The organism is Achromobacter sp. GW823-FHT04E03, assembly GCF_058796095.1.
In genome coordinates this window covers 191,753-206,428 of record NZ_JBXAIJ010000003.1, presented here as the reverse complement: position 1 = coordinate 206,428, position 14,676 = coordinate 191,753, and the positions used below count along the sequence as shown (strand labels likewise).

At 65.5% G+C, this 14,676-nt stretch carries 18 protein-coding genes; 11 read left to right on the top strand and 7 right to left on the bottom strand.

Annotation, left to right across the window (positions count from 1 at the left end; all coding sequences use genetic code 11):
* Positions 1-21: 21 nt before the first annotated feature.
* From dxs to AC1RHV_RS20545, 9 genes are all read left to right on the top strand, one after another.
* Entirely contained in the window at positions 22-1,884 is a 1,863-nt protein-coding gene (gene dxs / locus AC1RHV_RS20585) for a 1-deoxy-D-xylulose-5-phosphate synthase (RefSeq protein ID WP_175162470.1), read from the top strand.
* Between the two features lie 193 nt (positions 1,885-2,077).
* On the top strand, positions 2,078-2,875 hold the full coding sequence (folE2, locus tag AC1RHV_RS20580; RefSeq protein ID WP_054451025.1) for a GTP cyclohydrolase FolE2: 798 nt from the start codon (positions 2,078-2,080) through the stop codon (positions 2,873-2,875).
* A gap of 7 nt (positions 2,876-2,882) precedes the next feature.
* On the top strand, positions 2,883-3,806 hold the full coding sequence (locus AC1RHV_RS20575; RefSeq protein WP_119450556.1) for a DUF817 domain-containing protein: 924 nt from the start codon (positions 2,883-2,885) through the stop codon (positions 3,804-3,806).
* A 192-nt stretch (positions 3,807-3,998) separates the two neighbouring features.
* Positions 3,999-4,376, top strand: a complete 378-nt coding sequence (rpsF, locus tag AC1RHV_RS20570; protein WP_013392507.1) for a 30S ribosomal protein S6 — start codon at positions 3,999-4,001, stop codon at positions 4,374-4,376.
* Between the two features lie 51 nt (positions 4,377-4,427).
* Positions 4,428-4,751 (top strand): primosomal replication protein N, encoded by a 324-nt coding sequence (gene priB, locus AC1RHV_RS20565; protein ID WP_054451027.1) that lies wholly within the window; start codon positions 4,428-4,430, stop codon positions 4,749-4,751.
* A 110-nt stretch (positions 4,752-4,861) separates the two neighbouring features.
* Entirely contained in the window at positions 4,862-5,134 is a 273-nt protein-coding gene (gene rpsR, locus AC1RHV_RS20560) for a 30S ribosomal protein S18 (RefSeq protein ID WP_006218308.1), read from the top strand.
* A 14-nt stretch (positions 5,135-5,148) separates the two neighbouring features.
* Entirely contained in the window at positions 5,149-5,604 is a 456-nt protein-coding gene (gene rplI / locus AC1RHV_RS20555; protein ID WP_054451028.1) for a 50S ribosomal protein L9, read from the top strand.
* Positions 5,605-5,731: 127 nt separating this feature from the next.
* Positions 5,732-6,571, top strand: a complete 840-nt coding sequence (locus AC1RHV_RS20550; protein WP_054451029.1) for a BUD32 family EKC/KEOPS complex subunit — start codon at positions 5,732-5,734, stop codon at positions 6,569-6,571.
* Positions 6,568-7,950 carry a replicative DNA helicase gene (locus tag AC1RHV_RS20545; protein ID WP_054451030.1) on the top strand — a complete coding sequence of 461 codons (1,383 nt, stop codon included), beginning with the start codon at positions 6,568-6,570 and terminating at the stop codon, positions 7,948-7,950. The genes AC1RHV_RS20550 and AC1RHV_RS20545 overlap by 4 nt, the downstream gene beginning before the upstream one ends.
* Positions 7,951-8,014: 64 nt before the next feature.
* Here the strand turns inward: AC1RHV_RS20545 and AC1RHV_RS20540 are convergent, their stop codons facing one another.
* The 5 genes from AC1RHV_RS20540 to AC1RHV_RS20520 all read right to left on the bottom strand — a co-directional run bounded on the left by AC1RHV_RS20540 (position 8,015) and on the right by AC1RHV_RS20520 (position 11,680).
* Positions 8,015-8,992, bottom strand: a complete 978-nt coding sequence (locus tag AC1RHV_RS20540) for a bile acid:sodium symporter family protein (protein WP_054451031.1) — start codon at positions 8,990-8,992, stop codon at positions 8,015-8,017.
* 136 nt (positions 8,993-9,128) lie between these two features.
* The gene (gene pdxA, locus AC1RHV_RS20535) at positions 9,129-10,109 is read right to left on the bottom strand and encodes a 4-hydroxythreonine-4-phosphate dehydrogenase PdxA (RefSeq protein ID WP_175214011.1); all 981 of its coding nucleotides are present in this window, start codon (positions 10,107-10,109) and stop codon (positions 9,129-9,131) included.
* A gap of 46 nt (positions 10,110-10,155) precedes the next feature.
* On the bottom strand, positions 10,156-10,464 hold the full coding sequence (locus AC1RHV_RS20530; protein WP_054451033.1) for a hypothetical protein: 309 nt from the start codon (positions 10,462-10,464) through the stop codon (positions 10,156-10,158).
* 42 nt (positions 10,465-10,506) lie between these two features.
* Positions 10,507-10,965: an Lrp/AsnC family transcriptional regulator gene (locus tag AC1RHV_RS20525; RefSeq protein ID WP_054451034.1), complete on the bottom strand. Its 459-nt coding sequence runs from the start codon at positions 10,963-10,965 to the stop codon at positions 10,507-10,509.
* A gap of 109 nt (positions 10,966-11,074) precedes the next feature.
* Positions 11,075-11,680: a hypothetical protein gene (locus tag AC1RHV_RS20520; protein WP_054451035.1), complete on the bottom strand. Its 606-nt coding sequence runs from the start codon at positions 11,678-11,680 to the stop codon at positions 11,075-11,077.
* A gap of 184 nt (positions 11,681-11,864) precedes the next feature.
* Here AC1RHV_RS20520 and AC1RHV_RS20515 point away from each other — a divergent pair, with 184 nt between their 5' ends.
* Together AC1RHV_RS20515 and AC1RHV_RS20510 are read left to right on the top strand one after the other, a co-directional pair.
* Positions 11,865-12,110, top strand: coding sequence for a hypothetical protein (locus tag AC1RHV_RS20515; protein WP_054451036.1), 246 nt, complete (start codon positions 11,865-11,867; stop codon positions 12,108-12,110).
* Between the two features lie 244 nt (positions 12,111-12,354).
* Positions 12,355-12,582 carry a hypothetical protein gene (locus AC1RHV_RS20510; RefSeq protein ID WP_223283424.1) on the top strand — a complete coding sequence of 76 codons (228 nt, stop codon included), beginning with the start codon at positions 12,355-12,357 and terminating at the stop codon, positions 12,580-12,582.
* A 6-nt stretch (positions 12,583-12,588) separates the two neighbouring features.
* On the opposite strand, the gene AC1RHV_RS20505 is transcribed toward AC1RHV_RS20510, so the two are convergent.
* Together AC1RHV_RS20505 and AC1RHV_RS20500 are read right to left on the bottom strand one after the other, a co-directional pair.
* On the bottom strand, positions 12,589-13,152 hold the full coding sequence (locus tag AC1RHV_RS20505; protein ID WP_492301864.1) for a DedA family protein: 564 nt from the start codon (positions 13,150-13,152) through the stop codon (positions 12,589-12,591).
* Entirely contained in the window at positions 13,149-14,588 is a 1,440-nt protein-coding gene (locus tag AC1RHV_RS20500) for an aminotransferase-like domain-containing protein (RefSeq protein WP_054451039.1), read from the bottom strand. The genes AC1RHV_RS20505 and AC1RHV_RS20500 overlap by 4 nt, the downstream gene beginning before the upstream one ends.
* Positions 14,589-14,676 lie beyond the last annotated feature (88 nt).

Below are 14,676 nucleotides of genomic sequence, written 5' to 3'. Positions count from 1 at the left end.
GCCAACGAACCACATAAAAGCATGACGACAGATTTACTGGACCGCATTCAATCCCCGGCTGACCTCAAGCGCCTGGATCGCCGCGAGCTGAAGAAGCTGGCCGACGAGCTGCGCGGCTTCGTGCTGGAATCGGTGTCCAAAACGGGCGGGCACCTGTCGTCCAACCTGGGCACGGTCGAGCTCACCCTGGCCCTGCATCAGGTGTTCGACACGCCGCATGACCGCATCGTCTGGGACGTAGGCCACCAGTCCTACCCGCACAAGATCCTGACTGGCCGCCGCGCCGGCATGGCCAAGCTGCGCCAGCAGGGCGGGATTTCGGGTTTCCCCAAGCGCAGTGAATCCGAGTACGACGCCTTCGGCACCGCGCATTCGTCCACTTCCATCTCCGCGGCGCTGGGCATGGCGGTGGCCTCGCGCAACGCCGGCGTGCAGCGCCAGCACATCGCCATCATCGGCGACGGCGCGATGTCCGCCGGCATGGCCTTCGAAGCCATGAACAATGCCGGCGTCACGCCCAACATCAACCTGCTGGTGATCCTGAACGACAACGACATGTCGATCTCACCGCCAGTGGGGGCGCTGAACCGCTACCTGGCGCGCCTGATGTCGGGCCGCTTCTATGCGGCCGCCAAGAACGTCGGCCGCGCGGTGTTGCAACACGTGCCGCCGGTGCTGGAACTGGCGCGCCGCTTCGAAGAGCATGCCAAGGGCATGGTCACGCCGGCCACGCTGTTCGAGGAATTCGGCTTCAACTACGTCGGCCCGATCGACGGGCACGACCTGGACGCGCTGGTGCCCACGCTGCAGAACCTCAAGGCCCTGGAAGGCCTGCAGTTCCTGCACGTGGTCACCAAGAAGGGCCAGGGCTACAAGCTGGCCGAGGCCGACCCGGTGCTGTACCACGGTCCGGGCAAGTTCGATCCGGCCGTCGGCATCCAGCAATCGAAGGCGCCGGGCAAGCGCAGCTTCACGCAGGTGTTCGGCCAGTGGCTGTGCGACATGGCCGAACAGGATTCGCGCCTGGTCGCCATCACGCCCGCCATGCGCGAGGGCAGCGGGCTGGTGGAATTCGAAAAGCGCTTTCCGCAGCGCTACTTCGACGTGGGCATCGCCGAGCAGCACGCCGTGACGTTCGCTGCGGGCATCGCCTGCGAAGGCCAGAAGCCCGTGGTCGCGATCTACTCCACCTTCATGCAGCGCGGCTACGACCAGTTCATCCACGACGTGGCCCTGCAGAACCTGGACGTGACCTTCGCGCTGGACCGCGCCGGCCTGGTGGGCGCGGACGGCGCCACGCATGCGGGCAATTACGACATCGCCTTTCTGCGCTGCGTGCCCAACATGGTCGTGGCCACGCCCTCGGACGAAAACGAAACGCGGCTGCTGCTGTCGACCTGTTATCAGTATCCCGGCCCGGCGTCGGTGCGCTATCCGCGCGGCGCGGGCTGCGGCGCGGCTGAAGCGCCCGGCCTGGACACGGTCGAGCTCGGCCGCGGCGTGGTGCGCCGCGAGGGCCGCAAGATCGCCATCCTGGGTTTCGGCATGCTGCTTCAGGCCGCGTTGGGCGCGGCTGAAAAGCTCGATGCCACCGTGGCCGACATGCGCTTCGTCAAGCCGATCGACCGCGAACTGATCCTCGACCTGGCCAGCCGCCATGACGCCCTGGTTACGCTGGAAGACGCTTCCATCATGGGCGGCGCCGGCAGCGCGGTGCTGGAAACGCTGAGCGCGGCGGGGGTTGCGATCCCGGTCCTGCAACTGGGCCTGCCCGACGAGTTCATCGACCACGGCGAGCAGTCGGCGCTGTGGGCCGGCATCGGCCTGGACGCGGCGGGCATCGAAAGCGCGATCCGCGCCCGTTACGCCAATCTGCTGGGCTGAATCCGGCCCGATTCCGCGGGCAGGGGCCAGGCCACTGTCCGCGGCAATGAAACACACTGTTCCGGCCCCGCCAACCTACGGATAAAAGGGTTTTCCCTGGCGATCCGCGGACTATGGGCGATAATGGCCCCCTTCTCAAAGATTCCTAGGCCCGTGCGTTTTCACGACTGATTGCCTAGACAGGTAAGCCGAAATGAATTCTCCGATCGACCCCGCCATCGTGATGCCCGACGTCCAGAGTTCGGCGGACACCCGGCACATCCCGATTCAGCGCGTGGGCATCCGTGGCGTGCGCCACCCCATGTTGATTGAAAGCGGCGACGGCTCGCCCCAGGGCACCGTGGCCAACTGGACGCTCACGGTGGCGCTGCCGCCCGAAGAAAAAGGGACGCACATGTCCCGCTTCGTGGCCCTGCTGGAAAAGTACCGCAGCATCCCCATGACGCCGACCCTGTTCCGCGCCATGGCTGCCGACATGCTGCCGCTGCTGCATGCCGAGCGCGGCGACATCACCGCCGCCTTCCCGTACTTCATCAACAAGTCCGCCCCGATTTCCGGCGTGCAAAGCCTGTTGGACTACGAAGTGCAATGGATCGCCCGCGCCCAGGGCGACGAGGTCGAGTTCGAGTTGATCGTGCAGGTGCCCGTCACCAGCCTCTGTCCCTGCTCCAAGGCCATCTCCGAATACGGCGCGCACAACCAGCGCTCGCACGTCACGGTGTCGGCCATCCTGAATGCCGACATCGGCATGGACGGCGTCATCCGCCTGATCGAAGAAGAAGGCTCGTGCGAACTGTGGGGCCTGCTCAAGCGCCCGGACGAGAAGTACGTCACCGAGCGCGCCTACGACAATCCCAAGTTCGTCGAGGACCTGGTGCGCGACGTGGCTGCCCGCCTGAACGCGCATCCCGGCATCGCCCGCTACCGCGTGGAAGCCGAGAACTTCGAATCCATCCACAACCACTCGGCCTACGCCGTCGTGGAAGGCTGAGCTTTCCGTGAGCCATCCGGCGGCCAATGACTGGCCGCTCATCGCGGGGCTGCAGGAGTGGGAATCGCGGCTGGCCAGCAATCTGGCCGGCCGCGGCCGTTTTGGCGTGGCCCTTTACGAGTTCTTCCGCTTTGGCGTGAAGCAGGCCTGGGCCTGCCTTTTCGGCGGCCTGATGTGCGCGCTGCTGCTGGGCACGCACTGGTGGTATCCGAAAGACGCCGCGCTGGCCCGCTACGACTTCCTGACCCTGGCCGCGCTGGGCATCCAGGCGCTGCTGCTGGCGCTGCGCATGGAAACCTGGAGCGAAGCCCGCGTGATCCTGCTGTTCCATGTGGTGGGCACGGGCATGGAAGTGTTCAAGACCGCCGCGGGTTCGTGGATCTATCCCGAGGCCAGCGTGCTGCGCATCGGCGGCGTGCCGCTGTTCACGGGCTTCATGTACGCGGCGGTGGGCAGCTATCTCGCCCGCGTCTGGCGCCTGTTCGATTTCCGCTTCCGCGCGCATCCGCCGCTGGCGGCCTGCGTGGCGCTGTCGGTGCTGATCTACCTGAACTTCTTCGCGCACCACTACATCATGGATATCCGGTGGGCGCTGTTCGCGCTGACCGCCATCCTGTTCGCCCGCACCTGGGTGTATTTCCGCATTTGGCGAGTCTACCGCCGCATGCCGCTGCTGCTGGGTTTCGTGCTGGTGGCCCTGTTCATCTGGTTCGCCGAGAACATCGGCACCTTCGCCAACGCCTGGCGCTATCCAAACCAGTCGCAGGGCTGGCAACTCGTGTCCATCGCCAAGCTGGGCTCATGGTTCCTGCTGATGATCATCAGCTACGTGATGGTCGGCGTGGTCAACCGTCCCCAGGAAATCGATGTTGCCGATTTGCCTCGGCAGGCGGGGCAGGGCGATGGAAATAGTCCGTCCCTTATTTCCTGACCTGCCTCTGGCTTGCGTCTGACCGCTCAATCGGTGATAATCGAGAGCTTTCTTGCTCGACCGCCCATGGTTTTTGGGTAGCGGGCTGCCCCTTGCGGGCCACTGTTCAAGATGCATATTGCGATCCGCCCCTGATGGAAAGCGGGGGCGCAGGACGGTCGGCCAGCGAGACATCCTCAAGGAGTTTTACTCATGCGTCACTACGAAGTGGTGTTTATCGTTCACCCCGACCAAAGCGAGCAAGTGCCCGCCATGGTCGAGCGTTACCAAGCGCTGGTCACGGGCCAAGGCGGCTCGGTTCACCGCCTGGAAGACTGGGGTCGCCGTCAACTGGCCTACCCGATCCAGAAGCTCGTCAAGGCTCACTACGTCTGCCTGAACATCGAGTGCGGCCAAGCCACGCTGGATGAGCTGGAACACTCGTTCCGCTACAACGACGCCGTTCTGCGCCACCTGGTCATCAAGACCAAGAAGGCTCAAGCCACGCCCTCGATCATGATGAAGTCGGTCGAACGCGAAGAAGCCCGCAAGGCTTCGGCTGAAGCAGCAGCGCCGGCTCAGGCCGAGTAAGCAGGGCTCACGCAGAGCTCATCCCATGAAGTCCCCTCGGTGCCTGGCAGGATGAACAAGCTGGAACTCAGCGCCCGCGTTCTCGAATGCGAGCCTTTGCGCCACACTCCCGCCGGTTTGCCCGCACTGGAAATGGTGCTGGCGCACGAGTCCGAAGTCATCGAAGCAGGCCACCCGCGCCGCGTCGAACTGACTATCGCGGCCGTGGCACTGGGCGATCTGGCGTTGCTGCTGAAGGACACCGCGCTAGGGTCCGAATTGCTGGTGCAGGGGTTTCTGGCTCCCACCCGCAAGGACTCGGTGAAGGTCAAGCTGCATTTGCAGCAGGCACGCAGGATCAGCGGCAGCGCAGGGCGCGATCCGCTGGTGGCTTGAAGGGAATTGGGCAAGAGGCGCGATGAGCGCCTTCTGATTACGGATAGGTTATGGGGGTTTGGGCCCGTTTTGGGTAGAACCCGGCCCCCTCAAACAAAGAGGCACATATCATGGCTTTCTTCGGAAAACGCAAGGAAAAACGCAAATTCACGCAGCAGAACCCGCTCTTCAAGCGTCGTAAGTTCTGCCGCTTCACCGCTGCCGGCGTGGAAGAGATCGACTACAAGGATCTGGACACCCTGCGCGACTTCGTGCAAGAAAACGGCAAGATCATCCCGGCTCGCCTGACCGGCACCAAGGCAATCTACCAGCGTCAGCTGGACACCGCCATCAAGCGCGCGCGCTTCCTGGCCCTGTTGCCTTACACCGACAACCACAACTAATCCGGGGCACTGAAATGCAAGTTATTCTGCTCGAAAAAGTCGTCAACCTGGGTAACCTCGGCGAAGTCGTCCGCGTGCGTGATGGCTACGCTCGCAACTTCCTGATCCCCCAGCGCAAGGCCCGTCGCGCAACCGACGCCGCCCTGAAGGAATTCGAAGCGCGCCGCGCCGAACTGGAAAAGGCCCAGGCTGAAAAGCTGGCCGCCGCCCAGGCTCTGGGCGAGCGCGTCGCCGGCTTCCAGCTGAAGATCGTCCAGAAGGCTGGCGTCGACGGCCGTCTGTTCGGCTCGGTCACCAACGCCGACATCGCTGAAGGCCTGCGCAAGGCCGGCTTCGAAGCCGTGGAAAAGGCGCAAATCCGCCTGCCCAACGGCCAGCTGAAGTCGATCGGCGAGTTCCCGGCCCAGGTTGCCCTGCACGCCGACGTTCTGGTCGACGTGACGATCCTGGTCGAAGGCGAACTGTCCTAAGCCGGTACCCGCAGTAAAAAAGAAGCCGGCCCGCGCGCCGGCTTTTTTTCTTTTTGTCCATCGCGTATTGCGTGTAGTCTTCGGACTCCACGATCCAGGCCCCGCGCCGCATTCCTCAGAGGACGTCTTGACTCAGCCCCCCGTTCACCACAACGCGCCCCCCGGCCTGCGAGCCTGGTTGGATAGCGTGGATGCGTCGCGTGAACCTTCGGTGAGGGATGTGACGATAGATGGCGTGCGCTGCATCATCAAGCGCCGCCGTCCCGGCATCGGTCAGGGCGTGAGCTACGCGCTGCGCTATGTGCGCGCCCTGTTCCTGGGCGTGGGATGCAAGATTTTCCTCGGCGAGTTTCCACGTCCGGGCGTGTTGCTGCGCAACGGCCTGACGCACGAGTCGCAGCGCCTGGCGCAACTGCTCAAGGCCGGTTGCCGCGTGCCCGAGGTCTGGTGGCAGGAGCAAGGCCTGCTGGTGCTGGAATACGTGGGCGAAGACCTGGCCGACCTGATCCGCAACGAGGACACGACGTCCCGCTTGTGGCTGGCGCGCGCCGCGGCAGCAGATCTGGCCGCTTTCCATGCCCGCGGCATGTGGCATGGCGGCGCCCAGATCCGCAACATCACCCTGCAGGACGGCGAGCTGTGGCGCATCGATTTCGAAGAGAACATCGGTTCGACCCTGTCGCGCCCGCTGGCCCAGGCCTATGACCTGTTCCAGATGCTGGCCTCTCTGGTGTCTTTGCGTAAATTGCCGGACGACGTGGCCCGCACGCTGGGTAAACTGGCGTTCGAAGTCTATTTCGAAAGCAACCCCGACCCCGAGGTCCGAGCCCGCCTGACGCGCCTGGCGCGCGTGCTCTGCGGCATTGCCGCGCCCTTGCGCGTGGTGCTGGGCCGATTGCCCTCGCGCGATATCCAGGGATTCTTCCGCGTCGCGGACATCCTGCAGCCGTTACTATTGAAGTCATGAATACACCTGCCGACTCCCAGCTCGAATACCTGCGCGTTCCCCCCCATTCCATCGAGGCGGAACAGTCGGTTCTGGGCGGCCTGCTGCTGGACAACGCAGCCTGGGACCGCATCGCCGACGTGCTGGTCGAAGAGGATTTCTACCGGCACGACCACCGGCTTATCTGGCACCATATTGCCCGCCTGATCGGGCTGGCGCGCCCGGCGGACGTCATCACCGTCCACGAGTCGCTGGTCAGCGCCGGCAAGGCCGAGGATGCCGGCGGCCTGGCCTATTTGAACGCGCTGGCCCACAACACGCCGTCGGCCGCCAACATCCGCCGTTATGGCGAGATCGTGCGCGAGCGCGCCATGCTGCGCAAGCTGGTCGCGATCGCCGACGAGATCTCCGCGGCCGCCATGAGCCCGCAGGGCAAGGAAGCGCGCCAACTGCTGGACGAGGCCGAGTCCAAGGTGTTCCAGATCGCCCAGGAAGGCGCACGCGGCGCCGCGGGCTTCCAGGAAATCCAGCCGCTGCTGACGCAGGTGGTGGAGCGCATCGACGAGCTCTATCACCGCGAGAGCACCTCCGACGTGACCGGCGTGCCCACGGGCTTCACCGATCTGGACAAGATGACCTCGGGCATGCAGGGCGGCGACCTGATCATCGTGGCCGGCCGCCCGTCCATGGGCAAGACCTCGTTCTCGATGAACATCGGCGAACACGTCGCCATCGAGGAAGGGCTGCCGGTGGCGGTGTTCTCCATGGAAATGGGCGCGGTCCAGCTGGCCATGCGTATGCTGGGCTCCGTGGGCCTGCTGGACCAGCATCGCATGCGGACCGGCAAGCTGATCGCCGAGGACTGGCCACGCGTGACCCACGCAGTCCAGCTGATGCAGGACGCGCAGGTCTACATCGACGAATCGCCGGCGCTCAGCCCGATGGAAGTGCGGGCGCGCGCGCGCCGCCTGGCGCGCCAATGCGGCCAGCTCGGCCTGATCATCATCGACTACCTGCAGCTCATGTCGGGCAATGGCTCGGGCGAAAACCGGGCCACCGAAGTGTCGGAAATCAGCCGCTCGCTCAAGGGTCTGGCCAAGGAACTGAACTGCCCGCTGATCGCGCTGTCGCAGCTGAACCGAAGCCTGGAACAGCGTCCCAACAAGCGCCCCGTGATGAGCGACCTGCGCGAATCCGGCGCTATCGAACAGGACGCGGACGTGATCCTGTTCATTTACCGCGACGAAGTCTACAACCCCGATTCGCCGGACAAGGGCACCGCCGAGATCATCATCGGCAAGCAGCGTAACGGTCCCATTGGTTCCGTGCGTTTGACCTTCCAGGGCTCCAGCACGCGCTTCCTGAACTTCTCGGGCGCGCAGCCGCGCGACATGTACTGAACCTGTCCGCTCCAAGAAAAAACCGCGCCTCGGCGCGGTTGTTCATTGCGGCTGCGAACCCGCTTCAGGCTTGCGCCTCGGGGCGCTTGCCGAAGCGCGCGGCCAGCACGCCGCACACCATCAGCTGGATCTGGTGGAACAGCATCAGCGGCAGCACGATCGCGCCCACGGCGTGGCCGGCGAACAGCACCTGCGCCATCGGAATGCCGCTGGCCAGGCTTTTCTTCGAGCCGCAGAACAGCAGCGTGATGCGGTCTTCGACATTGAAGCCGAATACGCGGCCGGCAAGGGCCGACAGACCCAGCGCCAGCGCCAGGATGACGGCGCAAGCCACCACCAGGCCGGCCAGCGCGGGGATCGGGGTCGAACTCCACAGGCCTTCGTTGATGGCTTCAGAAAACGCCGTGTAGACCACCAGCAGGATGGAGCCCTGGTCGACGAACTTCAGCATGGCCTTGCGCTTGTGCACCCAGGCGCCGATCCAGCGACGGGCGAACTGGCCCAGCACGAAGGGCAACAGCAGTTGCAGCATGATCTTGCCGACGGCGTCGAACGAGATCGGCGCGCTGCCCGCGTTGGCGACCACCGTGCCCACCAGCAGCGGGGTGATGAAGATGCCGAGCAGGCTGGAGGCGGAGGCGCTGCACACGGCAGCCGGCACGTTGCCGCGCGCCATCGAGGTGAAGGCGATGGCCGATTGCACCGTGGCGGGCAGGCAGCACAGGAACAGGATGCCCAGATAGAGTTCGGGCGTGACCAGCGGTTCCAGCACCGGCTTGAGCGCCAGGCCCAGCAGCGGGAACATGAGGAAGGTCGCGGAGAAGATCGTGAGGTGCAGCTTCCAGTGCGTCAGGCCGGCGATGATGGCCTCGCGCGACAGGCGCGCGCCGTGCAGGAAGAACAGCAGGCCGACCGCGATGTTGGTGATCCAGCCGAACACCACCACGCCTTGCCCATGAGCGGGCACGATGCTGGCGATGATGACGGTGCAGATCAGATAGAGGGTGAAGCGATCGGGAAGAAGGCGGGCAAGGCGTGACATGAGGGATGGAAGGGGGAGGGCGGACGGAAAGCGCCGCGGGCGCCGTAAACGGGCAGTATTGTAGTCCCCGGGACGTCTTGCTTCCTGACAGCCAGTTGTCAGCGCTGCAGGTCGCAGCAGCGCCGCAGCGCGGCGCTCAGGGCGTCATGGCCAGCGCCAGGTCGAACGCCGCGACCAGCGAGGCATGGTCGGCCAGGCCCTTGCCCGCGATGTCGAAGGCAGTGCCGTGGTCCACGCTGGTACGCACGAAAGGCAGGCCTACCGTCACGTTCACGCCGTGGTCCAGGCCCAGGTACTTGACCGGAATGAGTCCCTGGTCGTGGTATTGCGCCACCACGATATCGAACTCGCCGCGCCGGGCGCGCATGAAGATCGTGTCGCCGGGCCAGGGCCCGCTCGCGTCTATGCCTTGCGCGCGGGCAGCGGCGATTGCGGGCTCGATGATGTCGATGTCTTCGCGGCCGAACTTGCCGCCTTCGCCCGCGTGCGGATTCAGGCCCGCGACCGCGACGCGCGGCTGGGCGATGCCCATCTGGCGGCAGGCCTGGTCGGCCAGCCGCATGGCAGTCAGTTCCGCCTGCGGCGTGATGCGCGGGATCACGTCGGCCAGCGCCACGTGTATGGTCACCAGCAGCACGCGCAACTCGTCGTTGGCCAGCATCATCGCGAAGTCTTGCGTATCCGAGCGTTCCGCGAGGATCTCGGTGTGGCCGGGATAGTCGATGCCGGCGGCATGCATGGATTTCTTGTTCAGCGGCGCGGTGACGATGGCGCGGATGCGGCCGGCCTGCGCGTCGTCGATGGCGGCGCAGACATAATCGTAGGCGCCGCGTCCCGCGGCCGCGCTGATCTGCCCCAGGGGCAGGTCGGCGGGCAGGGCGGGGCTGCAGGCGATGACGTTGATGTGGTCCGCGCCCGGCGCTGCCTGGCCGACGTCGGCGACCTCGACGATCTCCAGCCTTGCGCCCAGCTGGGCGGCGGCGCGGCGCAGCGCGCCCGCATCGCCATACACCACGCAAGGCGCGTTCAGGCCTTGCGCGTAGGCCTTGACGACGATTTCGGGACCGATGCCGGCGGCATCGCCCATGGTGATGCCTACGGGCAGGGAGGTGTTCACGATGCGGGGACTGAGGTTGTGTTGCGGATCTGGGTGGGCCGCCGCCTTACTTCGAGGAATTCTTGGGCGGCTCGATGACGCCGCATTCGAAGGTCACGGTGGCGCGCTTGGGGCCCAGGCCGGTCGCGTGGTTGGAGGTGATCTTGGGCTTGACCAGCTTGCGGTCGATCGACTGGCAATACTGTTCGGCCCGCAGCAGGGCCTGGTTCTTGATTTCCACCCAGGTCATCATCTGCGAGCCGGAGCTGTGGGTGACGCTGTAGGTGTCCTTGCCGGCGGGCGTGACCTCGCTCATGCTGGAACAGGCGGTCAGCAGGGCAAGCAATACGGCGGCGGGGGCAAGGCGTGCAAACATGAGGCGTCCTGGAATGGCGATTACCTCAATTACACCATCATTTCATGGTGCGGCCACGGCGCTGCGGCGATCGAGCTTGCGGCTCAGGACGATGGAAGTCTGGGTCTGCTTGACCCCGTCGATCAGGCCGATGCGGTCCAGCAGTTCGTCCAGCTGTTCGTGGGTTTCGCAGCGCAGGAAGATGAGGTAATCGTAGGGGCCGCTGACCGAGGAGACCTCCTCGACTTCGGGCATCTTCTCCAGTTCGCGTATGACCGCGGCGGGAGTCTTGGGCAGCACGCTGATGAAGCAATAGGCGCGCACCGCCGCTTCTTCCAGCAAGCGCCCCAGGCGCACGCCATAGCCCGCCACGATGTGCTCGCGTTCGAGCCGCGCAATGCGCGCCACCACCGTGGTACGGGCCAGGCCGAGCTTGCGCGCCAGGATGGCCGCGGGTTCGCGCGCATTGGCTTGCAGCAGGCTGAGCAGTTGCCGGTCGATGGCGTCGAGTCGTTCGTTCATACGGAAATGGGCGGCATGGAGCGAGAGGGCGCGAGTGCCGACGGTACAGGCCCGGGCCTGCCCGCGTCAATGCGCAGCCGGCCCTCGCACGCCAGCATGGCGCCAGGCGCTAGCCATCGGATTCGGGTGGAATGCCGCCTTGATAGATGCGCCCGTCGAACTCGAAGCGCGTGATGGTCTTGCGCGCAGCATCGAAGATGCGATCGCGGCTGGCATCGTCCAGGCCGTCGTGGTCGGCGAAGCTGAAGCGGCACAGATCGATGTCGCTATCGTAGAAGGCCGAATGCACATAGCGGCTGACATCGGCCTCGTGCGCGAAATGCGCGAATTCGCGCAACTGCTCCATTTCGTGGAAGGAGCCGTTACGGCTGACCAGCAACATGCCGAACTTGCGCTCTTCGTCGGCGACGGGTTCCGGCGCGGGCAGGGCGTCGGGATGCCGGGTGTCCTGATAATCGAAACGCGCGCCCAGGTCATGCATGGCGGCCAGCACGCGCTGCCATTGCGCTTCGTCCAAGGTGAGGCGGGCCGCCACGTAGAACAGGCGCTGGCGGCCCAGCGAGCGCGGTTCGGGGCCGCCGATGAAACTGTGCCAGGGAATGGCTGCGTCGAGTCCGGCCAGCTCCGCCATGCGCGCGTCGCTGTATCCCAGCCGGTCCTGCAGGCGCCGCATGGACTGGGCGTCCGGCGCAACGTAGTTCTGGATCGTCTTCATCGGAGGCCTCCGGTTGCACCGGATGCTCGCGGGCGCGCAGCCCTGGAGACGGAGCCGGTGACGTGCGCCGCCGTGCCTCTGCGGCTACGCTTCATGCTAGCGCGGCGCGCAGGGCTTGCCTAGCATGGGCCGGCGTGGCGCCGTGCTAGGATTTGCGCCGACTTCAATGCCAGGAGGCTTACACATGGACATCCAGGAACAAATCGCCGTCATCGTGCATACCATTTCGCATCAAGGCGGCCGCATCGATGCGCTGAATTCGACCGTGCTGTCGATGCTGCATCTGGCCAAGGCTTCGCCCGGCCTGCGCGAGGCCATCGAAGCCCAGCTCGAACAGAACTATTCCAGCCTGCTGGCCCGCTCCGAGAATCCGCAGTACGTGGCCGGTTTCGAGAGCGTGCGCGACATGATTCTGGGCGCCTTGAAATAGGCTGGCTTGCGGGTCCAGGCTTGCGGGAGTTACCCACAACTTCTGTGGACAAGCCTTGGGATAGTGCGGGCATAGATGTTCATTTTCCTTTAATTACAAAGGCTTGCATGGAGCGGTCAAAGCTGGCTCCATTTGCTCGCTGCGGCAGCGCTTGCTGCACGCTGCCGCAGGTCACGCAAGCCGGGTAATATGCGGCCCCATGCGGAATCAGTATTCATTGGAATGCCGGGGCGGATCGATCGCGATGCGCGTCTCGGAAGCAGCAAAGCTGGCGGCGTTCGACCCCGGCAAACTTTCCCCCGAGGCGCGCCAGAGCTGGGAGCGCATGGGGCATGGCTTCAAGGCCTGGCACGACTTCGACCAGCGCCACCCCATCCTGCGCCGCCTGGCGCGCTTGCCCCTGGTGGGCCGCTGGTACCGCAACGCGCGGCGCCGTTATGTGCTGCGCGCCAGCGGCAAGCTGGTGGTCTGAGCGCAGTTATTTGCGGCGCCTGCCCAGCAGGTGATAAGCCATCCAGATGAGCACGCCGATCGCGATGGCCACGGCCAGCTTGGTCTCGACGCCGTGCAGGCGTCCCAGCATGGATTCGATCGTCTGGCCGAACAGATAGCCCAGGGTGCTGAAGCACACCGCCCAGATGGCGGCGGCGATGGCGTTGAGCACCAGGAAGCGCAGCGGCGGCACATTCGACACGCCCAGCGCCACTGGCCCCACCGTGCGCAGGCCGTACAGGAAACGCAGGCTCAGGATGAAGCCGTGCGGATAGCGGTCCACCGCGGCCAAGGCCTTTTCGAAAGCGGGCTTCTCGCGGATGCGCCGGACATAGCGATGATCGCGATAGCGGCGGCCCAGCAGGAACAGGGCCTGGTCCGCAAGGAATGAACCGGCGAACGCGCACAGCACCACATAGGGCAGGTGCAGCAGGTGCTGGTGTGCGAGGAAGCCGGCGAAAACGACCACGCTTTCGCCTTCGAGCAGCGTGCCGGCCAGCACCGCCCACAGGCCGTAGTCGACGATGAACTGGTGCAGGGCGGGATTCATCTGGGCCGCTCGCCCACGATGCGCGCGAGCGTTTGCAGCGCAGCGGTGATCTCGGGCGTGGTGCGTTGTCCGCAGCTGATGCGCAGGAAATGGTTGTAGCGTGTGCCATTGGAGAACATGGCGCCCGGCGCGACCCGTATGCCTTGCCGGAGCGCGGCTTCGAACACGTCCATGCCCGAGCGTCCGTCGGGCATCTCCACCCAAAGCAGCATGCCGCCCTGCGGCACGCTCAGGCGGGTGCCGGAAGGGAAGTGCGCAGCGATGGTCTCGGCCGTCTGGTCGCGCTGCATCTTCAGGTGCCGGCGCAGGCGCGACAGATGGCGGTCGTAGGCGCGCGAGCCCATGAACTCGGCCACGGCAATTTGCGCCAATGGTTCGTTGGGCCGGCTCTGGGCGAACTTCAGCATGGCGATGCGGGCCTTCCAGCGGCCGCCCAGCAGCCAGCCCAGGCGCATGCCTGGCGCCAGCGTCTTGTGCATGGACGAACAATAGATGACGTTGCCGGTCGCGTCCCAGGACTTGGCGGCGGCCAGCGGCGTGTCGTCGTCCGTCAGCGCGCCGTAGGTGTCGTCTTCGATCAGGGGCACCTGCTGGCGTTCGCACAGCGCAACCAGCCGCGCCTTTTCCGCGTCGGGCATGACGCAGCCCAGCGGGTTCTGGAAATTGGGCACCACCACCACGGCGCGGATGTTGCCGTGGGTCTGGAACGCCAGGTCCAGCGCTTCGATCGACAGGCCGTGCTGCGGGCTGGTGGGAATCTCCAGCGCCCGCATGCCCAGGCTTTCCAGGATCTGCAGCAGGCCGAAGTAGGCGGGCGATTCGACCGCAATCGTGTCGCCGGGGCGCGCCACCGCGCGCAGCGCCAGGTTCAGCGCTTCTATGCAGCCATGCGTGACGATGACGTCGTCCGGCGTGGCGTTGATGCCGTTGGCCAGTGCGCGGCGGGCGAGCACGGTGCGCAGGTCCGGATGCCCCTGCGGCGGAACCGGGCTGACCAGCACCTGCGGCGACTGGCGCAGAGCGCGGATCATGGCCTGCTTAAGTTCTTCCAGCGGATAGGCTTCGGGCACTGCCGCGGCCAGGGCGAAGTTGGCGCTGACCGGATGCGCTTCGCACTTGGCCACGAAGTCCGAGACCCGATCGTGGATGCCCACGTATTGCGCCGCGCCCAGTGCCTGGCGGATGTCCGGCTCGTCCACGGGCGGGATGGTGTTGCGGCGGGGCTTGAGCACGAAGTAGCCCGAGCGGGGCCGCGCTTCGATCAGGCCGTCGTCTTCCAGCTGGCGGCAGGCCTGCAAGGCCGTGGACAGGCTGACGTGGTGGGTGCGCACCAGCGTGCGGACCGAGGGCATGCGCTGGGCGGGCGCCAGCACGCCGGTCTGGATGGCGCGCCGGTAATGGTTGGCCAGGCGTAGATAGAGCGGTTGCGGATCCATGCGCCGATCATGCTCCCCGAGGTTGGTGTGAGACTAGGCACAGATTCAAGCAAAGTACACCATAACAGCGACGAAATCGAGGATCTGC